The organism is Pseudomonas sp. DW-iso17, from assembly GCF_058725345.1.
Genome location: NZ_JBZXEA010000032.1, coordinates 399,581 through 424,019, shown reverse-complemented (window position 1 = coordinate 424,019; position 24,439 = coordinate 399,581). Strand labels below are relative to the sequence as shown.

16 protein-coding genes and 2 pseudogenes are annotated in these 24,439 nt (G+C 55.9%); 13 read left to right on the top strand and 5 right to left on the bottom strand.

Annotated elements, in window-relative coordinates:
* The first annotated feature begins 53 nt into the window (after nt 1-53).
* On the top strand, nt 54-866 hold the full coding sequence (locus AC4PS6_RS20030) for a M949_RS01915 family surface polysaccharide biosynthesis protein (RefSeq protein WP_032902545.1): 813 nt from the start codon (nt 54-56) through the stop codon (nt 864-866).
* Nucleotides 867-974: 108 nt separating this feature from the next.
* Nucleotides 975-1,889: a site-specific integrase gene (locus AC4PS6_RS20025; RefSeq protein WP_014718461.1), complete on the top strand. Its 915-nt coding sequence runs from the start codon at nt 975-977 to the stop codon at nt 1,887-1,889.
* A 96-nt stretch (nt 1,890-1,985) separates the two neighbouring features.
* On the opposite strand, the gene AC4PS6_RS20020 is transcribed toward AC4PS6_RS20025, so the two are convergent.
* On the bottom strand, nt 1,986-3,197 hold the full coding sequence (locus AC4PS6_RS20020; protein ID WP_014718460.1) for a multidrug effflux MFS transporter: 1,212 nt from the start codon (nt 3,195-3,197) through the stop codon (nt 1,986-1,988).
* Nucleotides 3,198-3,354: 157 nt separating this feature from the next.
* Here AC4PS6_RS20020 and AC4PS6_RS20015 point away from each other — a divergent pair.
* From AC4PS6_RS20015 to AC4PS6_RS19990, 6 genes and pseudogenes are all read left to right on the top strand, one after another.
* A pseudogene (locus AC4PS6_RS20015) lies at nt 3,355-4,110 on the top strand (MCP four helix bundle domain-containing protein); the annotation flags it as partial.
* The gene (locus AC4PS6_RS20010) at nt 4,105-4,968 is read left to right on the top strand and encodes a methyl-accepting chemotaxis protein (protein WP_370694803.1); all 864 of its coding nucleotides are present in this window, start codon (nt 4,105-4,107) and stop codon (nt 4,966-4,968) included. The pseudogene AC4PS6_RS20015 and the gene AC4PS6_RS20010, both read left to right, overlap by 6 nt.
* Before the next feature lie 458 nt (nt 4,969-5,426).
* Nucleotides 5,427-5,612 (top strand): helix-turn-helix domain-containing protein, encoded by a 186-nt coding sequence (locus AC4PS6_RS20005; RefSeq protein ID WP_019817047.1) that lies wholly within the window; start codon nt 5,427-5,429, stop codon nt 5,610-5,612.
* A 240-nt stretch (nt 5,613-5,852) separates the two neighbouring features.
* Nucleotides 5,853-7,106 carry a tyrosine-type recombinase/integrase gene (locus tag AC4PS6_RS20000; RefSeq protein ID WP_133633728.1) on the top strand — a complete coding sequence of 418 codons (1,254 nt, stop codon included), beginning with the start codon at nt 5,853-5,855 and terminating at the stop codon, nt 7,104-7,106.
* 11 nt (nt 7,107-7,117) lie between these two features.
* The gene (locus AC4PS6_RS19995) at nt 7,118-8,638 is read left to right on the top strand and encodes a site-specific integrase (RefSeq protein ID WP_492180941.1); all 1,521 of its coding nucleotides are present in this window, start codon (nt 7,118-7,120) and stop codon (nt 8,636-8,638) included.
* Complete coding sequence (locus AC4PS6_RS19990) at nt 8,625-10,742, top strand: hypothetical protein (RefSeq protein ID WP_492180940.1); 2,118 nt, start codon at nt 8,625-8,627, stop codon at nt 10,740-10,742. Before AC4PS6_RS19995 ends, AC4PS6_RS19990 begins: the two co-directional genes overlap by 14 nt.
* A 1,031-nt stretch (nt 10,743-11,773) precedes the next feature.
* On the opposite strand, the gene cap2-3 is transcribed toward AC4PS6_RS19990, so the two are convergent.
* Entirely contained in the window at nt 11,774-13,999 is a 2,226-nt protein-coding gene (gene cap2-3, locus AC4PS6_RS19985; RefSeq protein ID WP_069076005.1) for an anti-phage 6A-MBL system cap2_3 protein, read from the bottom strand.
* Nucleotides 13,996-15,186: an anti-phage 6A-MBL system MBL-fold protein gene (gene mblB, locus AC4PS6_RS19980; protein WP_069076004.1), complete on the bottom strand. Its 1,191-nt coding sequence runs from the start codon at nt 15,184-15,186 to the stop codon at nt 13,996-13,998. The genes cap2-3 and mblB overlap by 4 nt, the downstream gene beginning before the upstream one ends.
* 130 nt (nt 15,187-15,316) lie before the next feature.
* On the opposite strand from mblB, the gene AC4PS6_RS19975 reads away from it, so the two are divergent.
* A complete protein-coding gene (locus AC4PS6_RS19975; protein ID WP_069076003.1) occupies nt 15,317-16,192 on the top strand; it encodes a BrxR family helix-turn-helix transcriptional regulator in 876 nt (291 codons plus the stop codon).
* Nucleotides 16,185-16,724 (top strand): hypothetical protein, encoded by a 540-nt coding sequence (locus AC4PS6_RS19970; RefSeq protein ID WP_050572377.1) that lies wholly within the window; start codon nt 16,185-16,187, stop codon nt 16,722-16,724. The genes AC4PS6_RS19975 and AC4PS6_RS19970 overlap by 8 nt, the downstream gene beginning before the upstream one ends.
* 71 nt (nt 16,725-16,795) lie before the next feature.
* Here AC4PS6_RS19970 and AC4PS6_RS19965 read toward each other — a convergent pair whose 3' ends face one another.
* Together AC4PS6_RS19965 and AC4PS6_RS19960 are read right to left on the bottom strand one after the other, a co-directional pair.
* Complete coding sequence (locus tag AC4PS6_RS19965; RefSeq protein ID WP_155766398.1) at nt 16,796-17,104, bottom strand: hypothetical protein; 309 nt, start codon at nt 17,102-17,104, stop codon at nt 16,796-16,798.
* Between the two features lies 1 nt (nt 17,105).
* A complete protein-coding gene (locus AC4PS6_RS19960) occupies nt 17,106-17,837 on the bottom strand; it encodes a hypothetical protein (RefSeq protein ID WP_160049574.1) in 732 nt (243 codons plus the stop codon).
* 434 nt (nt 17,838-18,271) lie between these two features.
* Between AC4PS6_RS19960 and AC4PS6_RS19955 the strand changes: the two genes are divergently transcribed.
* The 3 genes and pseudogenes from AC4PS6_RS19955 to AC4PS6_RS19945 all read left to right on the top strand — a co-directional run.
* Nucleotides 18,272-20,890: a PD-(D/E)XK nuclease family protein gene (locus AC4PS6_RS19955; protein WP_155766397.1), complete on the top strand. Its 2,619-nt coding sequence runs from the start codon at nt 18,272-18,274 to the stop codon at nt 20,888-20,890.
* Nucleotides 20,887-24,063, top strand: a complete 3,177-nt coding sequence (locus AC4PS6_RS19950) for a UvrD-helicase domain-containing protein (RefSeq protein WP_479551463.1) — start codon at nt 20,887-20,889, stop codon at nt 24,061-24,063. The genes AC4PS6_RS19955 and AC4PS6_RS19950 overlap by 4 nt, the downstream gene beginning before the upstream one ends.
* A gap of 123 nt (nt 24,064-24,186) precedes the next feature.
* Nucleotides 24,187-24,429 (top strand): annotated as a pseudogene (locus AC4PS6_RS19945) (transposase); the annotation flags it as partial.
* Between the last annotated feature and the right edge of the window lie 10 nt (nt 24,430-24,439).

Genomic DNA, 24,439 nt, shown 5'->3' with positions numbered 1-24,439 from the left:
GCATTGGCGCTCAAGTGCCGGTAAAGTAAGCCCTCTCTTGCCAGGGTACTCGGATGAATAGCGTGCAGCTTTTACGCGGCCAGTTGCGGCCAGCGCTGATGGGATTGTTGATGACGGTGGCCTGTGTCACCAGCGTGCGGGCTGATCAGGGCGTCGCGCTGACCCCACTGGACCAGGTGCCGGACGGGGTGGAAGTGCGCGGCAAGCAGGTCGCCGCCTATACCTGGGATGACCGCCAAGGCAAAAACCTGCTGGTACTCGCCGAGCAAGTCGGTGAGCGCGATGACGATGGTACCCAGTCGGCCTTTGTCTACGCGGCGCAATACGTGCTGGGAGGCGAGCGCCCCAAGCGCGTGTGGATGCTGTACGACGATGTACAGCACTGCGAATTCGACGCCGGGCTGCGCTTTGACCGGGCTGCCACCAAGGTCACCGACCTGCTGGGCGACGGCAATACCCAGGCCACGGTCGGTTATTCGCGGGCCTGCACCAGTGATGTCAGCCCCAACGAATTCAAGCTGATCATGCATGCCGGAAAGTCCGAGAAGTATCGTCTGCGCGGCCTCGACCGCGTGGGCGCAAGTTGGTGGGATGAGGACGCGGGCGCCTTGCGCGGCATGCCACTGCCCACTGACTGCAGCGTCGTGGCGCAGCAAGCGTTGGTCAGCCAATACAAGGAGCAGGGCACCGAACTGCCCCTGCCAGGCTGCTATGGCGACGAGAAGGACTTTGCCAAGGCGCCGGACAGTTACCTCGCTTTTATGCGCCAGCAGTGGTTCGCGCTGATGCAGCAACAGGACGCCGACTGGAGCCAGTCCCAGGCCCAACCCCAGGCAGCCAGTGAGGACGACGATACAGCCCCGTGATTTTGTGCCAGGGCCGCTCCTGGGTTAGACTCGGCCTTCGCCAACCCACTAAATACATCGACTAATCAAATAGTTGGTCGATGTATTTAATCCAAAGGCTGATCTACCTTGACCGAGTCCATTCGCAACCCGCTGACCCTTTACCTCACCCGTCTGGCGCCTTCCAGCCAGTTGACCATGCGCTACGTGCTGCAGGATGCCGCCGACCGCCTGGGTTTCGAAGATCTCAACCTCGAAGAGATTGACTGGCACCTGCTGCAGCCCGAACACGTCATCGCACTGGTGGCTGCCTTGCGCGAGGACGGCTTAGCGCCGAACACTTCGTCGCTGTATGTGAATGCGGTGCGCGGGGTCATGAATGAAGCGTGGCGCATGAGCTTGATCAGCCAGGACCACCTGTTGAAGATGCGCTCGGTCAAGGCCACACCCGGCACGCGCCTGAGCCAGGGCCGCAATCTGCGCCGCACCTTGATCCGCGAGATGCTCGACGTCTGCGCCGCCGACCCCCGGCCTCAGGGCCTGCGGGATGCCGCAGTGATCGGTCTGTTATATGGCTCGGGCATGCGCAAGTCGGAGTCGGTGAACCTGGACCTGGCACAGATCAACTTTGACGAGCGCAGCTTGCGCGTGATCGGCAAGGGCAACAAAGAGCTGGTCAAGTACGCGCCGGACTGGGCGTTTGCCAAGCTGCAGGCCTGGCTGGCGTTCCGCCGCGAGCACCTCAAGGAAGGCGAGCAGGACGACAGCTTCTTGTTCAACCGTATCCGGCGAGGCAGCCATATCACCCGGGAACGCATCACCAAGCATGCGATTTACTACATCGCGCGCCAGCGCGGCGATCAAGTGGGGGTCAAGATCATGCCCCATGATTTCCGTCGTTCGTTTATCACGCGGGTGATCGAGGAGCATGATTTGTCGATTGCGCAGAAACTGGCGCATCACACCAATATCCAGACCACCGCCAGCTATGACGTGCGTGACGACAATGAGCGGCGGCGGGCGGTGGATCGATTTGATTTGTAGGCTTGTGGATACACCACGATTCAAATGTGGGAGCTGGCTTGCCTGCGAAGAGGGCCTCACAGGCAACCAGAATGTTGAATCTGCCTGCTCCTCTGCTCAGGAGGAAGGCGGGACGCTTGAAACCAGGTGAGCCGGCAAGCGCCGCAACGTCCACAAGGTGGTCAGCATCGCGGCAAGCGCACACAGCGCAATGCCGATCAACATCGGCGCCGGTGTATGGTCGGCAAAGATCCCCACCAAGGTCATCGCCACAGCCGCCGTGACCATCTGGATCGCGCCCAGCAGTGCAGACGCAGAACCCGCCACCGCACCATGATCCTCCAGCGACAGTACCCCGGCCGCCGGCAATAGCAGGCCAAGAAAGCCAAAACCGATAAACAACAGCCCCATCATCAAGCCCAGGCTGTCACCCCACAGTGTAGTAGCCGCCAGCAAGCTCATGACCGCCGCCACGCCCACCACCGACCAGCGAATCAACGGCGCCAGGCCAAAGCGGGCGCTGAGGCGGGCGGTCAATTGGCTCATGGCAAAAAACGAAGCCGCGTTGAGCGCAAAGCACAGGCTGAACTGGGTCGGTGTCAGGCCAAAAAATTCGATGTACACGAAGGGCGCGCTGCCGATGAACACGAAAAAGGTGGCCAGGCCAAACCCGCACACCACCGACAAACCCGTAAAGACCGGGTCGCGGAGGAGGGCGCCATAACTGCCGAACGCCTGGCCCAGTGTCTTGCCCAGGCGGCGCTCGGCCGGGTGGGTTTCTGGCAGTTGTACGGCGGTCATCACCAGACACAGCACGGCCACCACCGCCAACACGGCAAACACTTCGCGCCAGCTCCAGATCGAAATCACCAGGCTACCGGCCAGCGGCGCGAGGATCGGCGAAACACTCATCACCAGCATCAACAAAGCCATCAGACGCGCCGCTTCATGGCCGGTATACAGGTCACGGACAATCGCCCGTGGGATCACCATGCCCGCACAAGCACCGAACGCCTGCACCGCACGAAAACCAATCAACACTTCGATGGTCGGTGCCAGCGCGCAGCCGACGCTGCCAATGGCAAAGATCACCAAACCCGCATAAATCGGTGGTTTACGCCCGAACACGTCGCTGAGGGGGCCGTAGAACAACTGGCACACGCCGATAATCATGAAGAACACCGTCAAACTCATCTGCACGGCCGCCGGCGAGGCCTGGAGGCTGGCGCCCAGGGTCGGCAGCGCCGGCAGGTAGATGTCGATGGCAAACGGGCCGACGGCGGTGATCAAGCCCAGCAACAGGGCGAGGCGGGCGATACGTTGAGGCATTTGGCAGATCCAGGTAGAGCAACGGACGGTCAGCTTAAGGGAACCGCGCAGATCCGCAAACTTAGGCTTCACTAACAAGCAACAGCTGCCGATACAGCTAGCAGCGACATTGAAACGGTTGGGTTCCCAACCGGCGGTCCTGGCACGGGGTACCACTATGACGATCAAATTACGCTTGGTGCTGTTGATTGCGACCGGGTTGCTCACCGCTTTGATCATGAGCCTGGCTGGCTACCTGGGCAATACGCGGATGGCCGATGCGGTACAGGACAACGACGTCAGCATGACGGTACTGCGCAACCACATGGAAGCCGACATGATGCACGACGCCCTGCGTGCGGATGTACTGTCGGCGATGTTGGTCGGGCTGGGCAAAAGCACCAGTACGCCGGCCGAGGTCAACAGCTCGATCAAGGAGCATGCCGAGCACTTTCGCGAGGTGCTGGCGGACAATCTCAAGCTGCCGTTGGACGCCTCGATCAAGGCCAGCCTGGAAAAAATCAAACCCAGCCTGGACACCTACATCAGTGCCGGCGAGCGCATCGTCGCGCTGGCCCTGGACAATCCCGAGGCCGCACGAGGCGAACTGCAGACCTTCAATGCCGCGTTCAGCCAGTTGGAAGAACAAATGGCGGCGTTGAGCGAACTGATCGAAAACAATACCCAACTCACCAGCACCGGTACCCGGCAAACCATCAGTAACGCTAACTGGACCTTGATTATTGTATTGGGGGCGAGCCTGCTGTTGCTGCTGGCACAAGGACGTTGGGTGACCCTGAGCATCATGGGGCCGTTGCGCACCGCCAGCCGTATTGCCCAGAGCATTGCCCATGGCAACCTGAGCGAGCCGATTGCCGAACCCAAGAACCAGGACGAAGCCAGTGCACTGATTCGCAGCTTGGCGACGATGCAGCGGGATTTGCGCGGCATGATCGAAGTGGTTCGCAGCAACGCCCACGGCGTCAATGGCATGAGCGAGCGCCTCAGCCAGGGTTGCCATGAAGTGGCAGGCAGCAGCCAGCAACAAAGCGTCGCCGCCAGCACCATGGCCGCCGCCGCGAGCGAAATGACCGCCAGCATCGAAGAAATCACCCGTCACGCCCAACGTGCCCTGGACATGGCCAGCCAGGCTGAAACCCTGGCCAAGGACGGCGGCCGGGTTATCCACCAGGTGGTCAGCGACATGGATGGCATCGCCCGTTCTGCCCAACAGTCAGCCCAAGTGATCCGCACGCTGGACAAGGAGTCCGAGGCGATCTACAGCATTATCCAGGTGATCAAGGGGATTGCCGACCAGACCAACCTGCTGGCCCTGAACGCCGCCATCGAAGCCGCTCGCGCCGGTGAACAAGGGCGCGGCTTTGCGGTCGTGGCCGACGAAGTGCGCAGCCTGGCCGGACGCACCAGCGCCTCCACCCAGGAAATAGCCAGCATGGTCGGGAGTATCCAGCAGAACACCCGTGAAGCGGTGATCAGCATGGAGGAGGGCGTTGCCCAAGTGGACAAGGGCATGGCGGTGACTGCCGAGGTGGAGCGCGCCATTCGCGAGATCCTCCAGGCTACGCTGAGTACCACTGAATTGGTCAACGATATTTCACGCACGATTAGTGAGCAGAGCCTGGCCAGTAATGAGATCGCTCATCAGGTGGAGAGAATTGCGGGGATGTCGGAAAGTAACAGTCGGGTGATTGGCGAGACGGCGTCGACGACGGATGAATTGTCGAGTTTGGCGGGGAAGCTTTCGCAGTCGGTGGATCGGTTTAGGCTTTGATCTGGGGTAACAGCTTATAACTCAACTAAATAGTCATTTAGTTTAGTTATGTACAAACGCTATTAAAAAGGAGGAGGGTAGCTCAGCAGATGAACTCGGGGTAGCTCATCCTTGCTCGTTATCTTCCAAATTTGAACGCTATCTCTCAAGGATTAGAAATTAGCACCCAGTGAAATCACGTGTAGTCGGTAACAAGTCACGTCGTTTATGGGCTGCAACCATCAAGCGTGTGGATGGCTGAATTGATCCTACGCACGAACTGCCGTCAGGATTATCGTGCCGTTAGGTTTTACTTCCAGATCGAGTGTGTCGCCGCAGGCCAACTTGATGGCCGACAGGAGATCGTCAGTCAGCGGTATGATCAAATCGCCAGTGCCATCAGCTGCATCCTGGCATTTTACTTTCCAGCGTATTTTTAGCCTTAGGTTTCGGGTTTATTATTTTCTCCAGGTGGTCAGATGACAGAGGCAATTTATGATTATGACCCAGCAGACTCGCTGGTTGATTCAGAGGCCGTAGCTGTATTTTTGGCTGATGCACACGACACCGGTGATGCGGCTTTCATTGCCGAGGCTATGGCCGTTGTTGCACGCGCCAAGATTCGTATCGAGGCAGATGGCCAAGCCCAGGATTCATCGTTCTGAACCTGTGTTGCTAGTAGCAACACCTGAGCGCTGATCACCAGGTGAAATATAGCCTCCAGAGCCCCCCAGCTCCGTATAGGACGGTTCGCATAATGTATATTATGTTAAACGACAGGCCATGTTAGAAATGTTCATAAGCCACGTAAGTCACTGATTCGACCAATTCGTATTTGACGTCTACTCTCTCAACGGGCCATGTGTTTCGTGTTCATGGCGAGTCCTTGAATGAGGTAGCTGTCGATGAAACTGATTCAGTGCAGGTTCTCTTCAGGTCAACGACTACCGCTGCTTGTACAAGCTGGTGATGCGACGCCGTTGCCCATACTCATTCCGTTCATCTACGTCCAACTCAAACTCAGGCACCGGGCTTACAACACGGCTGCGGCGCACCTGCGCGCGATCCAGGCTTTCTACGCCTATGCCAAAAGCCGAGATCTGGATATCGATGAGGCCATCTTGGCCTGCCACTTTGAGGCGATTCTGGCTTTGCTGGACGGTTACGCTATTTGGCTCCAAAGTGGCCGTCATGCCGATAATCTGATCGCCCGAATCGGCAAAGCTGGCACTGTACTTTTTCAGCAGATCAGTTCACGAACACGTGACCAGTACCTGCGCCTGCTGAAGAAATACCTGTCTTGGTGCGTCACCCGTTACATCCCGCGCGCCCGTCAGAGTTCAGCCACACAGGCTGACATCAACGTGGTATTTGCCGATGTTGCCGACGTCATTGAGCGGCGCTTTGAGAGCCATATCATCAATGCTCGTCCCGATCGCACTCGTTACCGCAGCCTGACAGATACGCAACTACAGATCGTTCGCACACTGATTCGCCCTGGCGCTGCGGCGAATCCGTTCCCGGAACGTTTGCAACTGCGTAACTGGCTAATGATTGAATTGCTCTTGGAGACCGGCATCCGTCGCGGAGAGCTTCTGAAGCTCTACACCACGGATATCAATAAAGGTTCTCAGCACGCCTATGTCAGCATCAATGATCGCGAACATGATCCCCGCGACCCGCGCGTTGAAGAGCCTGCGCTCAAAACACATGGGCGGACCGTAGGCATCTCCGCACAGTTGTATGAGGTCTACGAGCGCTATATCCAGCGCGACCGGCGCCCTCTGCGTGACGGTAAACCGATGAAATTGCTGTATCGCTATTTGTTCATCTCGGATCGTGGCCGCCCGCTGTCGATCCGCGCGTTGTCTAACGTTCTTGATCGGCTGTTTCTGACCATTGAGCTGGCTCATCCAGGATTGTTGCCTACACTTTCTGCGCATGACTTTCGCCACACCTTTGCAGACCACTTTTTGGCTTACCTGGTCGAAAAGCGTGGGCATGACCTCGAGCGGGCCACGGACGAACTGCGGCGAGTCTGCGGTTGGTCTGAGACCTCGACTATGCCACGCCGTTACGCAGGTCGTTATCTAGCCGAGTCGGCCAACCTCCACAATGCCCAGCGCAGCTCGGCAGCCTGGAGTCGACTTGACAGTTAAGGAGGTTCGCCGTGACCAAATCAGCCGATCAAGAACACGCGTCACCGCCCTCCTCTTTGCCAGCTTACGTGTTCAGGGGGCCCGCTTACGTTGCAATTCGAACTCGTACTAATGACCAGCCACGCTACGTCGATACGCGGCTGAAGGTGTGGACATGGTACGACGGTGGACTTGCAATGAAAATCGATTGGACTGCGATCCAGTTGAATTCAGAGCTAATCGAAATAGGCAAAGGCTTTATGGCTTATGCACTTGAGAAATATGCACCTCGAACTGCGGCAATGTTCGCGGATACCCTTCGATTTTTACCTGGTACAAATCTCGCGGTCGGACTTCCTTGGGCCACACATGAACTAATCACTGCTCTCGAAGAAATCAAAAAAACGAGGACAGTACTGGTAGGATTTCGAGGGCTTTATCGTTGGGCAATGGATAGAGGAATCAATGGCTTCGATCCAATCACATATTTAAAAATCAAGGAGGTAAAGTCAGATCGTGTTGACCCGTATGCTCGAATTTTTCTCTCGCAGTCTGGTTTAGAGCTTGATGAGGAAATTCGATTACTCAAACGCATTGAGCGAGAACTCAAATCTGACTCTTGGGAGGATGTTCAGTTTAATATAGTGCTTCATTTGGGTTTCGAACTCGCACCTCGGTCGATTCAATTTCATTCGCTCGACATTGCTGATTTTGAATTTATTGAGAGCGCTGATCACGAGAAGTACTACACCCTGTGGTTACCCATGGCCAAAAAAGTCGGCCAGCGCAGACCTGAGCGGCGCCCCCGCAAGATAACCACCCGCCTGGGTGAGAAAATCTCACACCACGTTTTAGAAATTCAACGCCGTTTTGGTAGCGACTGTGAACCATTATTTGTCAATCCTTGTGGAAGGCGTCTCTCGGTTATTGAAATCGGTACAGGCCTCAAATACGAGCTGCGTGAAGCTGGGATAGATAGGCCGAATCAGGTATCCATGTTGTTGCGTCATCACCTCGGGCAAGGCTTGGCGGATCAGGGTACTCCAGCAGACATGATTGCCGAACTGCTCGGTCACAACAGCACGGTTGCAGCGCGTGCTTACGTAACGGCCACCCCTAACATTGCCCGGATCAAAGAGAAAGCACTGGGTAAGAGCCCGGCCTATCAACGCATCATGCGCAGCTTATTAACTGGGAAAATCGTCCAACGCCGCGATGCGGCTCCTGAAGCAGCCGTCCGCGGCGTCATTGATACGCAATACATAGGCGATATTGGTGCCTGCGCCCTGCCCGTTCATACCCACTGTCCCTACAACCCTATATACGCGTGCTACACCTGCAAGAAGTTCCACCCCTTTGCTGACGGCCACCACGAGCAGGTAAAGGATGCGCTCCAGCGGGAGGCCCAACGGTTCATTGATATGGCAGAACGAGCCGGTGATCTGAGTCACAACCGGCCCCTCGCCCAGCATCAGACAACCATCCTGGCAGTAAGCGCTACGATCGAACGCTGCCGGCGGCACACGGAGGGTGCCGAAGATGACGCTGTCTAGGGCAAGGCTGAGCCTCGAAAGCTTTATTGCACAGGAGAAAGCGATTTTTCGGTCATTACCGATTTCAACACCATGGGCAGAATCATTCTGGGGTATCGGAAATTGGTTGCCGCAAAGGGATGTTAACAAACATGCACTTACGTTTGAGACGCACCGACAAGCCCTGGAAAAGACAGGTTATCCTGCACCGCCGAAGGGCCCACTCCCCTTTGCTTTCCAAGACTTTAGCAAGGCTCTAATTGTGTATTTACAACGCACCAGAAGCCTGAAGTTTTCGATGGTGGCTGCATACAATATTGCTGTTCGACGGCTGTACAACACCCTGTTTGAGCGCGGCGTATCCGACCCCACACTCCTGACGCGAGGCGATTTCGACCGAGTCATAGGCTTTCTCCGTGAGAGCGGCTACAAGAATCTCTATGACGCGATCTCTCACCTCCAAGTAATAGCGAATACGATTGATAATCTGCAATTAACCGAGTTCGCCATCCACTTTGAGCATGATGCAAAACCAGAAAAACGCCGACACGATTACATTTCATTGCACGACCCTGATCTTGCGGTAAAACAGCGTAAATCTGATGATAGATTACCTTCTCGTGAGGCGATGGAGGCATATGCACTATGCTCGAACAACCCACTTAGTGACGGCGAAGAAATTTTGCTGCGAGTGATCGACTTATTGATAGCGACTGGGCAACGGGGTAACGAAGTAGCCGTAATACCCTATTATTGTTGGGTCGAAAGGCCGATCAAAGGGACGACAGGAGAAGTAGTTGTCGATGCCCATGGCAAGCCTCTGGTCGAATGCGGAATTAGGTACTTCGCGGAAAAGCAATTTCAATCCCGTGTTCATTGGCTGGCTGAAAGCGACATTCCTTTAGCCAGGCGCGCAGTAGAGCGATTAAAAACGCTAACCAATGAACAACGAGAAATTGCCGCCTGGCAAGAACTCCACCCAGGACGTATTTGGAGCTACCCCCCTCAGTCAGTGATCTCCGATGCAAAGGTCTTGGACTGGCTAGGTTTTAGCGAAGCAAGAAGCGCAAGCAGAAATCTATACCTTTTTCTCACACGCAACGGTGTCTATCCATTTGACGATGAACCGGATGAAAAGCGAGGAAGGTCGTTAAAGCGACGTTACGTCGCCGGGGAGATTGAGCGACTGATCGTCCCGAGGCTCCGTGGGCACGCGGCATTGACAGAAAATGTCGGGGGACAGGTTCGTATCGTACTTAGAACCAGCGAAACGCTTGCCATCGCTTTCGACGGCCAATTTCGTTTCGGTGGACGTGAGGCGAATGTGTTTCGTGCGGTACCGCGTCGGGTCACCCTCGGGGATATCAATCACGCATTAGGTGACGATGAAAAATATACGTCCATTTTTTCGCGTCGTTCATTAACCGAATCCGATGGAACTCCGATTAGGCTAACAAGCCACCAACCTAGACACTGGCGGAACACAATTTACCACTTGACCGGTATGAGCGATGTTCAGCAAGCGTTGGCTCTGGGGCGAAAACGCCTCGACCAGAATGTTTATTACCAACATACGAGCATTGAAGAAAACACTGCTGCCAATCATGAGTTTCTGGCGTTCAATAGCTATCACGAGCGCCTCGACTTTCTACATACAGCCATAAGAGATAAGCGCATTCATGGCGTTTTGACCGACAGTTACCATGCTTTGCTATCAGATAAAGGTACAACAACTGCAGAAGCATTCCTCACCGTACACGCCACGGCGCTGCATGTGACCCCTTTCGGAGGTTGTATCCACGATTTCTCCCAGGCCCCCTGCCCTAAGCATCTTCAATGCTGGAATGGCTGCTCGCATCTACATCTGATGGGCACTCCATCGGAGCGGGTCAACCTTGAAAAACAAGCCAAGAATCTGACGAAGGCAATATCCATCATGCGCGACGCAGGCACCGGGGAGGCAGGCAGCGATGTATGGCTAGCAGACCAGGAAAACAAGCTCAAGAATTTAAAATCTGTCCTTGCACGCGATACCAATGGAGGTGTGCAACGCGTGTTTCCAAACGGGCGTCCAATCACGGTTGTGGACTCGGACAAACGACACAGTTCGGTATCAGATGACTAGGGGCAACTATGGCACGACGACAGACATTGAGGGGCGGCACTCTTGACGAAGCAATAGACGCTCTCCTCGCCCAGATGATTAGCTCAGGAGTGGAGATCGCTCCCATTTCCCGACCGGAGGTGCAGCGCCGGTTGGGCCTGACAAGCCGAGCTACGCTAGGAGGTGACCGTGGAGACAGAATTGAGGCCGCTCGTGTTGTTCAAATGAGGGAAAGCGGGAGGGATCCGGATGGTGCCCGCCGGCGCAGGAGTCTCGAAGAGCGTATTGCAAGTCTTCAAGCGGAGAACGCTGCGTTGGCAATACAGCGAGACAAGCTTTTCGAGGCTCTGTCAGTGATAGCACACAACTGCCTCATGAACGGTCTGGACGTAGAGTCAGTTATGGCACCGTTGAGAAACACCCAATAGATAAGATTAGTAGTCTTCGTATCGACTACAGATTGCGGCATGGTAACCTGCCCACAGTGCTAGACAGGACTGTCTCAGCTCTGACGACTACACATTACGGTACACATATCCTAACTACTTCGACCTACACGCAGAGCGTTGACATGAGCGCCAACCGCTCGTAGAGTTTGGCTTGTAGCCCTTGAGGCACTTCAGCTTTACCTCCCCTTGAGGGATCTGCAAAGCCCGGTAACGACCGGGCTTTTGCCTTTCTGCTGTATTGCTCTGAACTCTCATAAGACGTTCCCTCGTATTCACCCTTTTATCGCCGTTGTGTTTTCAACCAGACGCGGCTTGCTGAGGGCTCCTCGTACTCGGCCTCAGTTTAGGGAAGCGAGGTATCTACAAAACGCAGGGCGATTCAGTCGCCGTCCGAGTTAGAAGGTCCTGCTGAGCGCTTGAAAGGGGTGATGAGAAAACCTGCTGGATCACGCCGTCAACGCATTCCCCCACCAGAGTTCGCCCGATAGAGAAAAATACGATTTCTACCCCGACGGCGGGAGGCATCATCCCACTGCCTCCTCTATTAGCCAAAAGGTTCATCTCATGGCTACTGACGAGCAGTGGGCCTGGGTGCTTGGTGAATCAACACACAAAGATCCCTACAGCACCTTTGGCAGCGATCACCATCAGCGCTGGCAATCCTTCAACGCTCATCTGCCTATGCAGGGTACTCAGCAAATTCTCGTCGAGCTCACTCGGGCGAGCCGGACAACCGTCGGGATGCGAATGCCATTCGCCCACATAATCCACCATGCCAGCAGTACGCTTGTGTACTACCTCCAGCGCTTCTGCCTGGCCCTCTTGCCCTCTAATGAAATGGCTCGGACTGGCCTCGCTGTCCGGCGGTGCCGGCAGAACGTCAACAATGACAATCGTCTTCGTTTTGAGATCCGTGACGCCGAGGATTGCGCCACCCGTTTCGTTCGGAAGGGCCTTCTGTCGAGCGGTGTACAATTTCTGAACCAGTGACTCGTCGTACTTCACCGTCCAGCCAGATGATTGCGCAGTATGCACTTGCGCGGTGTCGATCTCATGAGCGGTAACTGATCCGGATCGGTCATCTGATTCCCAGACACAAATCCTTGCCTGCGACTTGGCGACTGACTGCCGAAGCTGCCTGGAAAGAATTCCTGCATGACCATGAATAGATTCACCCGACATCCTTACCGAAATGTCACGACAGCCACCGCCCACCCAGCGATCCCCCAGAGGCTGGGCCAAGTGCTGATGACCCCACTCGTTTTCCAGTATCGCTCGGTAGTACTGTCCCTCCAGACCGTCAATGCGCCGAAGCCTGTCCTGATCTTCGAGAATCATCACACTTGAGAGACCTGAAGGTGTAACGAACAAGCTCACGGTGCGGGGAGCTTCCGGTCTACGGGCGAGCTCACGTGGTGCCTCCAACGTTGTCGTTACATCCACCAAGATTTGGGCAACGCTCAACGACGAGGCGATCTCCTCGGTATCCTCAAGTATGCTTTTGGCAATTGCCTTGGGTGGATCCCAGTTCGGAAAGATTTCTACAGCCAGATCCCTCACTACGTTGACCTTTGGCCGGCCAATGTATAAATCGAACGCCACATGGCGGCATAAATTGTGAGGCAGCACCCGATCAGGGTCTATGAACGTCCATCGCCCCCAGCCTTGGCGAATCCATAGATCAGCCAACACGCTACCTAACGCCCCCACCCCGGCCAGGACGCCTTGGATGTCACTGTTCTCCTCAGGGGTGCCCGATAGATCACGAGCGACTTTGGCTGTGAGAGCACTTCGAACTTCTACCGACATGAGCGGGATCAATCGCCAGGCAATACTGCCAGCTCCACCGAGGATCACGCTACGGTGACTCAGCCCTTTCGAATCAGGGGGGCCTAGCATATCTAGGGCCGTTGCTAGGTCAAACAGAGAGACGTCCAGCATGTACCCAGCTACGTCAAAGCGTTCAGCCTCGCCGTCGCGTACGCGCGGAATCCAGACAGTAATGAGTACACCTTGGCCTTGGGCGGGAGCAGCAGAAACACCGCCTTCAATGGCGTCGTAAACGGTCGCATGAAGCGACTGATAGAGGTCGCTGCCCCAGCTTACGAGTTGATCATGCAGATCACCCAAGGTCTCTGGATAGCGAGCCAACGTTGGGGATCCCACAGGATTGACCACCATTGAGACCATCCTGACCAGCTTCGACTGGTCGCCTGGCCGAGTGGGATCGGCCCTCAAGATGATCGAGTCACCTACATCCACTTTGCAAATGGTCAACGTGTTGCTACCCGATTTTGCGTAATCGGTATAGTTGGAAGGCAGGATAAGCTGGTAAGGGCTCATGTAAAAAAGCTGCTCAACCGGCTGATCACTCCGGTGCAGTTTCAACAGAGCAGACTCTCGCAACCACCAGAACATTCGAGCGATGAAACGCTCCGGCGTCCAGGTTCGCTCGACCGTCGACCAATTGCTGTCGTACAGACAAAGCACCCTAGCCCCGCCTATGGAAGGTGGATGCTGGTGCGACAGCACAGGGAAGTCTTTGCGCAGCGTGTAGACTACTACCGGCACGCGGAAGTCGGGGTTTACACCGACCGCCAATCGCTCGCGTCGCCTGACTCCTCCGAGATTACCCGAATCCACTGTACCGTCGCCGGCATCGATGACAATGTATTCGCTGATTATCGTCCCTGGTTTGTCCTTCCTGATTTCTCGAACATCGGTGTAGGGACAAGCACGTAAAGCTTTGAGGAGTGCCTGGGTATGGGGATAGAGGTGATCCTCATCTGCACAGTCCAAAACCTCACCGAGCTCGTAGTAATCGATCATTTGAACTTGCCAGCGCGTGGCGGAATCGACGCCGCTACGGAACTCGGTACAGCTCCAGCAAGCGCTGCAGCAACGGCCAGCAGTTTGACCTTACCATCCGACCGAACCTCGAAGTCCATGCAAGCCTTCTCACCGAGATCCCCAGTGCAAGAGAACCAACCATCAACTTCGTCCAGGATGCCCTGATACTCACGCTTCGCCCGGATGCAGGGTGGATCGCAATAATCGTCGAGAATCTCAACACTGCTGGAAACGATCGTTGCACCATTGCGTGCCTGGCTCAGGGCTTGACGGGCATCCCAACTTACCTTGGCGTTCTCGCCCTTGCCCGACCAGCTGTCCCACGAAAGCGTGTGCCAGGAACAGTGGTGCGGAGCTAGGAGCAGATCATATTCAAGCACCTCGGGCGTGGACTCGTAATGACTCCACATCCGCTCCCAGATCAATACCTCAGCGTCACCGCCAACAAGGAATTTGGTTTTGGTTTGCGAGTAAGCCGACGGCGAGATCTGAATATTCATGATCACGCTCGATTCGTTTTTTGTCAGGTCTTCTTCAAGATCCGCATCATCTTCATGCGGTGCCGGTGCGAGCAGGTGCGAGGTGAAAAACTGCGGAAGGTTTTCACCTGCGATCTGGCTGAAAGTCTGACCGGCTTTAACCAGGATTGGGCCAAGATCGTCAGTCTTCCCCTGGTTGTCTTCGCCCATGATGCGAATGCGGTTCCCATCACCTGCAATGCGATAATTGCGCCAGTAGATCACTCGCCGCCGCGCTTCTTTATCGAAAGCTTTCGCGTCGTCACAGAGGATGTGGTTCTTCGAACTCCGACGGAATACCAGAGGCGACGACCACATTTCACGGATCAAAATCCGCCTCTCCCAACGATCCTTGCCGTCGTCAGGGTAGTCCGCAGGATCGCCAAGCCAGAAGTGATTTCTCAGGCCTGCACAGTGGTCTTGGTCAGGATGACTCAATAGGAAGGCGTTGACGAATGGGCGGTCTTTGGCATCCCACTGCAGCCGCTCTCGCAATGCCCTGCCCACGTCAGGAGTGTCATCGTCTGGGTTGTCCGCAGCCTGGCGGATCCGCGAGTCAATCAGAATGGTGGTGACCAACGTATCGGCCAACCGGATCAACGTCATGTCACCGGTACCCACTTGAAAAAACGTCACCTTGGCAGCCATATATCCCTCCCCGGGCACTGGGCCATCTTTGAGAAATGCTACAGATACTGTAAGATACGTATAGAAACTCAACCCGTCTAGATACTATTCGAATATTTTTTATACCAATTACCTACCAGGCTGATTTCAGATGACTGCTACCGCTACTCGTACCGGACGCTGGGGCCAGGAACGCCGCCTTGAATTTATAGATTTTCGGCTGCTGTGGGAGCGAAAACTCAATCGCTCAGACCTGACCATTTTTTTTGGGATTTCTGTTCCTCAAGCGTCATTGGATTTCGCGACCTATCAAGAACTCGCTCCTGACAACATGGCCTATGACCGAACGCTGAAAGCGTACGTGGCAGGCCCTGACTTCAAACCCGTCTTGACCAACCCGGATCCAGCGCACTATCTAAATGAGCTACAGCAGCGTGGCATAGGCAATATCGCCCCAACGGATAGTTTCATCGGCTGGGCGCCCCCAGTGGCGAACCTACCTTCTCCCATGAGGCAGGTTGATCAACAGATCCTGATCAAGCTCATCAGGGCGCTCCAGGCAGGCGAGGCAGTGGACGTCGACTATCGATCAATGACCAATTTCGACGAGCCAGCTGTTCGGACTATCTTCCCCACATCGTTCGCCCATGACGGCTTTCGTTGGCACACCCGCGCCTTCTGCTTCAAGTCAGGGATATTCAAGGATTTCGTTTTAGGTCGCATCAACGCCCTGAAGACTTCGTTTGCCCCTCCTTCAGAGGTGCCAGAGGACGTTGAATGGGAGACCTTCATCGATGTGGTGATCGGCCCGAATCCGAGCTACCCGCCACAAAAGCAAAAAGCAATCGAGCACGATTACCAGATGGTGAATGGCGAAGCTCGGCTCAGAGCTCGCAAGCCACAGTTGTATTACCTAAACCGCCGGCTGAACCTGAATGTGAAGCCAGGCGACCCGGTCAGTGAGCATCAGCAGATTGTGATGCTTCGGATTGAGAATGCTCGCAAGGAGTCAGCAGAAGATGAGTGAAACCACTTCAGCCAAGCCAAAGACAGATCTGACGATCGTCATCATCATCTATCTGCTGGCACTTCTGGTCTTCGCGACCTACTCCATCGGTGCGATGGCTCTGGGTTGGCTTTCTGAGCCCTATAGGCCTCTGAGAGTGCCGTTGATGTGTGGCGCGATCGCCTACGTTGGCGGTGCCCTGTACTGCTTCCGTGCGATTTACCTCAACAAGTGCGTCCACAAGCGCTGGGATCCGGACTGGCACGTCTGGTATTTCATCCGCCCCATCACCAGCACAATCGCCGGTGCGGTGAGCTACCTCTTCTTGAAGGCAGGCTTGTTGGTACTGGAGTCGACCGCGAACGCCGGAGCAAGCGAAATTGGATTTTTCGCACTGGCCTTCATAGCCGGCTTCAACGTCGACAAGTTCGTGGCGAAAATTGAGGAGGTCGCGAAGGCGGTGTGGGGCATTGATAAAACCCGGAGTGGACAGACTCGGGCTGGTGAGGCGGAGCCGGTCAAACCGCCCACTCCAACCTCCCCTCAAGCCTGAATTAGGTTCTTGCTTGGGAGTTTGATGCGGCAGGCTCACTGCCTGCCGCTGAGACTTCGTCAGACAGCAACTCAAAGCAGATTCGGCAGGAGAATCTTCAGCTGTAGGAAGACAAACCACAAGAAGCAACCGCCACTGGCCAGGAACAGGCCAATGAGAGTGAGCCGGCATAACGGGCGCATCGTGTTTTGCCACTGCGCCACAATACGAGTGAATGTCAGCGCAGAAGCGTCGGTGCGGAACAGGTAGATGAAACCTTCCGCGTACGCCGACACCACCAAATTTCGAGGGGTTGGTAACCGCGATTGAAAATCCAGTGAGTTGTCGAACCAGCGCATTGCTTCCGCGGGCTGCAAACGCAGGCGGTTCACAGCAAGCAAGTTAACGAACCAGATCAATGTCCTTAGCGTATACGAAGCCTTCGGTGGTGGTGATTGGTACGTTGGACGGGCTGCAAAAAACGTCGTGTTTGCCAATGTTGTTTTCAGCGCGATAAGACCAATCGAGCTCCAGGATTACCTTCTTTTCGCGTAGCTCTGGGATTTCTCGGCATTTGTCTGCAATAGTATTCGTAATGTTGAAAACGAATTTGTACATATCAAATCCGAGTTCGTAGACCCTTCCGTCAAGCCTTAGGCTAGGCTTTTGGCAGAACATTTCGAGGTCTTTCGTGAGATTTGCGGCGTAGTCGAAGATCTCAGCGATATTACTCATTTCCCTTTGAATGAATCGCAATTTGGCTTTGTAATTTTTGTTTTTTTCGTCAGGTATCGTGTTATCGATAAATGATTTCACGCTTTTTGCGAGCACTTCTAGTGGTATTAGAAGGTGTTGCGAATGGCTAACGAGAACATTTTCCTCGACCTTGACACGGAGACGAATTTCGTCAACGTCGTCGACATGGTGAAAATAGTTTCTGATAAGCCGGAGTATTTTGAATTCTGGAGCAGTTTTGATGCTGCAGTTGAATAGCTCAAGCAGCTTATCAGCCGTAGAGTGGAGGTTATTCAGGTAGGTAAACAGCGTGTTGATGTCCCGCTCTTCAGAATGCCTGATGTCCAACAGTTCGCGCTGGCTGTGAAAATACCGATCAATAAACGTGTACTTCTCCATGTGGCTAGGCTCCACTCCCCGGCTGGTTTCACATCTTATTATAGTGAGGCGCAAGATTGTTCGAACTCATGCTCATTCAGCCCGCTCTGCGTACAGTCCAGGGCGAGGTAAGCCATGTGCTGGCAACTTGCACGCGTTCCAGTCTGCGCGAATAGGCCGTGCTATTTCCATTCTAGTGCGTAACCACCACAGCCAATGCTTGTAGGCGGTGATTCATCCAGAGCGAACGGCGCCCAGTGCGTGACGGAAAACCGATATTTCTTGCGAGGTTGCAGTAAATGGTTGCCAAGTGGTGGCGCTCCTTCAATCAGTCAAACAGAGGCCAATAACGGTACGCGAATGCTGACTTTCGGTTAGTCTTGTCGACTAGGAGCAGGGGAACAAGATGCAATAGGACACCTGCATTCGATTGCCGTCAAGGAAGTCAGCGCAGCATGCACATCACTTTTGGCCTTTTCTTGGATGCCCGTCAGGGACCGTCCCCAACGAACTTCTTCAATAGCCCGATAGTCGGTCGCCTCGGTTTTCTGTCACTGCTGGAGACCTACCTTGGTCTAAGCGCGCCAGAAGCCTCAGCGGCCAGACGCGTGACCATCTACTCTGGTCTGCTGCGGGCCAATGACAACGGCTCGCGCTTCTACAGTGAGTCCTTGAAAGTCGACAGTATCGGTACGGCCGCGCGCCTCCTTGCTTGGCGTGACGAGTGGCGGCTTGGCGGCTGGGACGGTTGCGCGAACCCGGAGCACCCACCGCGAATCCAGGACCTTGCAGCCGTCGAAAACGCCGCTCTCGCAGCTCTACCGCCAGGAGAGGCCGAACGCTTGCATCTGGTGATATACACTCTGAGTGCTTCCGGCCCTGGTCCCATCAAGTCAGTTCACCTGGTTGACCCGCCGGAGGACTTCCCGCGCCTCTGGCAACAGGTGTTGGATTACCTGCCCGAGGTTGAAGTTCGCCTTCCTGAACCACAGGGAGCAGGCCAACTTCGCGAGGTGCAGGAGCACGCCCTGACCGTACTGAACGGAGGCTCTGCGGGGAGTTTGGCCGTGCAGACCGACGGGAGCGTTTTGCTGGTACACACCCTCGCAGCCACTACTGCCGAACACTGGCTAAGCATGCAACACGCGCACATGCCCGAAGACCGAATGATCTTGGCCGAGGAGGCTGGAGACTCGTTGGACGTATCGCTGTCCGTGACTGGCAACGTCAACTGCGGGTTCGAACGCCCTAGTCAGCTCCGCCCAGCCCTTCAGGCTCTATCCCTTGCATTGGAGCTGTGCTGGGACCCAGTGGACATGAACCGATTGTTGGACTTCCTGACCCATCCGGTCGGCCCATTCAGTCGCGCTGCGAGAAGCAAGCTCGCACGCGCTGTCGCCAACCAACCCGGGATAGGCGGCGAAGCTTGGACGACGGTCAAGAACAGGATCGCTGCAGGTGACGATGCCCAGGAAGTGACAAATGAAATCACCTTCTGGCTGGAGTCAGAGCGCTGGTCACGCACAGTTGGCGTGCCGCTAGATGCACTGATTGCTCGTGTCGATCGGATGCAGGAGGCTATGCGGCGTCGCCTCTCAGGTGAGCCCGCTGACGCGGCAAGCTTTGTTGCGGCGCATAGCCAATGTGCGGCTGTTCAAGAAGCGTTAATCGAGCTGGCTCGGCAAGGTATGGCTACGCTATTGCCTCGAGAAGTTGAGCAGTTGGTTGCCCACGCCACACCCGCCGGAGCAACCGACCCCACTGCGGTTTCCCAAGTTGGTTGCATGCGCTCGACCAGTACGGCAGCCGCGTGCATCGAAGCAGCTGATGAAGTGATCTGGTGGATGCCGTCGACGCCTGCCCTGCCCTCGCCTCTACCTTGGTCTCCTGCCGAGGTGAACGCTCTGACTCAATCAGGTGTGCAGTTGCGAGACCCGGCGCGTGAACTCGTGTCGTTAGCACTGAAGTGGCTGCGGCCACTACTTGCCGCGAGAAAAAGATTCATCATCGTCTGCCCTCCTCCTGGTACAGAAATACATCCGATTCGCCAGCTTATTAAGAAGCTCGTACCGGATATCGAGTCCACTTCGCTTGACTTGGACACTGCACTCAACTCCACGCTTCTCGGGGTAACCGCCGAGGTGCTTGCACCTCAGGCGCTGCCCGCTATTCCACGACACATCCAACTCCCTCATCCCGTGCAGCTCGGCGACGCCTCACAGTCGTTTACTACGCTCAACGAGCTCTTCAATGACGCGGCTCTATTCGTTTTGAAACGAGTGGCGAAGCTAGATCCTACTTCAGTCCTGGGGGTTGATGAGGGCAACCGCCTGCTGGGCATCCTCGCTCATCGGGTGCTCGAGAAACTCTTCGCGCACAACAATGCCTTGAGTTGGTCAAACGCCGATGCCATTGCTTGGTTCCGCGCCGAAGCCGACTCGCTGTTGCTGACTGAAGGCGCTGTACTGCTTATGCAGGGTGCGGGGGTAACGCAGCAACACTTCCGGAAGGTTTGCGAACGAGCCATAGGGAGTCTCCTCGATCACCTCAGGCTCGCAGGTGCCATTCAGGTTCAGACTGAAGTGGAGTTCAGAGGAACCTTGGGAGCAGTTCCGCTGATCGGCAAAATTGATCTCTTGGTCACGCTTGGTGACAAGCGAACTGTCGCCTTGGACATAAAGTGGAGAGGCGATACCTACTACGCCGGGCTGCTTCGCTCTGGTGAGCACCTACAGTTGGCGCTCTACTCCAGCCTCATAGAGCAAACAAGCGGTGTCGCACCCGCCGCGCTTGGCTATTTCATCCTAGAAAGCGGCGGACTGTACATCACCGCTGCCGACATTTTCCCAAAAGCGCAAGTCAGAAGACCGCCCGACGGCGTAACCGTCTCCAACCTACTAGACCGTGCCCGCACCACGTGGGAGTGGCGCAAACAGCAGTTGGATGCGGGGACCATCGAAGTCGTTCCGGAAGATCCGAGTGACGAGTTCCAAGGCCCTGAGGGAACCCTTCCGGTCAACGGTCCAAACAAATGGGACCGAGACCACCTTATCTTGCTGGGAGGCTGGAAATGATGAACAGCATCGAATTCATCAGTGCAGGCGCCGGCAGTGGCAAGACCTACAAGCTGACCGAAACACTCGCTCAAGCTCTCGAATCGGGCACAGCGCGCCCTCACGCCATCTTGGCCACGACCTTCACCGTGAAGGCCGCTACCGAGCTGCGCGAACGCGCCCGCTCCTGGCTGCTTGAAAATGGACGTATAGACCTGGCCACAGCTATCGGCCAGGCCCGCTTGGGCACCGTCAATAGCGTTTGCGGCCAGATGCTCAAGCGTTTCTGCTTTGAGCTGGGCCTGTCTCCCGATCAGACTGTATTGGGCGAAGGTCAATCCAAGAGACTGCTCAAAGCTACACTTGCCGAGTCGATGGAAGCCGACGCTCAAACGGAGCTTGTTCGGCTCACAGAGCGGTTCGGCATTGAGCAGGCGGACTGGTCCAAGACTGTTGAGGCTGTCGTTAAGGCCGCGCTCGACAACGATATTGGACCGGAGGAGCTTCGAGTGATGGGTTCCCAGAACGCGGACGCGATGCTCACGAATTGGCCTGCTCCGGCTACTGGGCTGGACCCAACCGAAGCATTGGCGACTGCGCTGGCCGAAGCACACAAGGGGGTAGCGGCATACGTAGAACAGCAGCAAGCTGTCGGTGCCAAAGTTGCAGACAACCTATTAAAAGGCCTAGAGGGACTTCAGAAGCTAGATCGACTCTTCCGTGAAGGCCGCTGGTGCTGGCCCGACTGGATCGGCGCAGCCGGATTTGACGCCGGCGCCAAGGTCAGAGATATCGTGGCGCCAGTCAAATCCGCAGCGCAGGTCCACGAGTCTCACCCGGCCTTTCATGCCGAAGTCCGCCAGTACCTTGACCAGATATTCAACCTCGCCGCCGACGTTCTCAATGCCTACGAGCAGGCTAAGAAGGCGCTGGGTGCCGTCGACTTCAGCGACCAAGAGGTGTTGCTGCTACGTGCGTTGAGGACAAAGCCATCTGTCCGGGAAGTCTTGGCGGCAGAACTGGATCTCATCATGGTTGATGAGTTCCAGGACACCAGCCCTCTCCAGCTGGCGCTTTTCATCGAGCTGGCCAAGCTGGCTAAGAAGTCGGTGTGGGTCGGCGACCCCAAGCAGGCTATCTATGGCTTCCGCGGAACTGACGCAAGCCTCATTTCCGGCGTTCTCAACGCCATCAAGGGCTGGGGCGGAATCTTAGGGAAGGTCCTGGACACCTCCAGGCGCTCCAACGAAAGCCTGGTCTCGCTCACTAATGGTCTATTCATCTCTGCGTTCGAGCCCGAGCTGACGCCCGAACAGGTTCGGTTGCAGCCACTGCGCAAGGACATTCCGGACCAGCCCGCGCTGTTGAACTGGAACTTCGAGAGCAGCCGAAACGACTCGGATTACCTATGTCTTGGCCAGGCCATCCGCGAGCTGCTGGAGTCCGGGGCCAAGGTCGAAGACAAGGACACCAAGGAGCTCCGTCCGATTCAGTCCGGTGATATAGGAGTGCTTTGTCGCTACAACGACCAGGTCGAATTTGCCGTTACGTCGCTCACCCACTGGGGCATCCCGTCAGCCAGCCCACGCTCCGGCTTATTGGGAACTGCCGAAGCCATCTATGTCATGGCCTGCCTGAGGCGTATGAGCGACCCAACCGACACTGTCGCCACCGCGCTGGTTCTAACCCTGGCTGACAGCACTCCGATCGAAACCTGGCTTGCAGACAGGCTGCAGCATCTCGCAACGGACGAGGCCAAGCCATACGAGTGGCTCACGACGGGCGATAGCGCCCATAAACTAATTGCCCGATTGGAAACACTGCGTCCGACGCTAATGGCTTTGACGCCACTGGAAGTGCTGCGACTTGCTGCTGCCGAGTCCCAAGTAGCAAGACTGGTCGGTCAATGGTCCACTTCCCCCCACGAGAGCCGCAACCGGATGTCCAACGTCGAGGCACTGGTCGAGCTCGGAAAGACTTTCGAGGACGAGTGCGTCGCCGCGAAGCGGCCAGCGACGGTTAGCGGCATGCTTCGTTGGCTGGACGAACTCGCTAGCCAAGAGGATGATAATCGGGCAACTTCAGCAGACAACGCAGTCTCGGTTCTCACTTATCACGGGGCAAAGGGACTGGAGTGGCCAGTCGTCGTGCTGACAAGCCTCGATGCGATAGCACGTACTTCGCTTTGGGGCGTGCGCGCGAGGACAGTTGGAGACTTCGACCCGCAGCAGCCACTCGCCAACCGCTTCGTCCACTGCTGGTTAAAGAGCTGGGGCAAGCGGTCCCAGCCCCAAGCCGCACTCAATGCCGAAGCCAGCGTAACTGGCCAAGCCATGCAGGCAGAGGCATTGGCGGAGAACAAGCGTCTTCTATATGTGGGCCTGACCCGTGCACGTGACATGAACGTCGCACTATCTTTCGTGCGCAGGTCAGGCCCAGGCCGCGCCTGGGTCGGCGAGATTAAAGGTGCAGCCGAGCTGTTGTTCGGTGACTCAGAAATAATAACGACTTCCGAAGGCAAACAGCTTTCCAGGCTATCTAAGTCTTGGAACAAGGATGAGTGCTCAACGGAGCCACCTGCCAAAGCCCCGGAGGCTTGCCACTGGTTTACAACTCGTCCGCGCGTGCAGGCCGAACCTTTGTGGCACCGACCGAGCTCTGCTTCGGGCGGTGCATTCACGGTTGTCGAGACCGACGCCGTCGGAGTTCGGCTAAGCCTGGCAGGCAAGCCCGACATGGCATCGCTGGGCACGGCGCTTCATCTATGTATCGCACGCGCAGGCGTGCTTGGCGGTATTTCTCCCCCTGACGTCGAGGGCATTCTGAAGACCTGGGCCGTGGCTGGTTCTGTAGATAAGGATGCCGTGTGCACCCAGACCTCAGCGTTCCAAGCTTGGATAGCCAAGCGCTGGCCCGACTGTCCCGTTTACGTCGAGGTACCCATCGAAGCAGATGGCCCGAACGGCACTCGTATCCGGGGCCGCATCGATTTGCTGGTGGAGTTGCCAGACGGCTGGATTCTGGTGGACCACAAGTCGAACCCCGTGGGGTCAGCCAGAGACGACGACCTGATAGCCTTGCATGGGCCACAGCTAGAATCCTATGGCCATGCCCTTCTCAGCGCAACCGGCAAGCCCGTGAGCCAGCGATGGCTCTATTTTCCGGTTGCTGCACGAGCCGTCCGCCTGTCCTGACGCTCTCAGAAGTGCGCCGAGTTTAGATCAATAGAAAAAGGTGGTGTAGATATGGATGTAAAGTTCCTCTCGGTTTCGCAAACACAGACGGCGCTCATTGTAGTGGTCTAATGAAACCGGACATCCTCGGGTAAAACGGTGAGACATCGTTTAAACAGAGGTGGGAATCGGTCTGCGAACAACGCCCTATGGACCATTGCGATGGTACGCATGCGAGGTGATCCCAAAACCCAAAGCTACGTCGCCCGTCGTAGTGCTGAAGGTTTGTCTTCCAAAGAAATCCAGCGCTGTTTAAAGCGCTATATCGTCAGGGAGCTATACCCTTTGATCCTGGCAGATTTAGCCGATTCAGCTCGATCTTGTTGACATAGGAGCG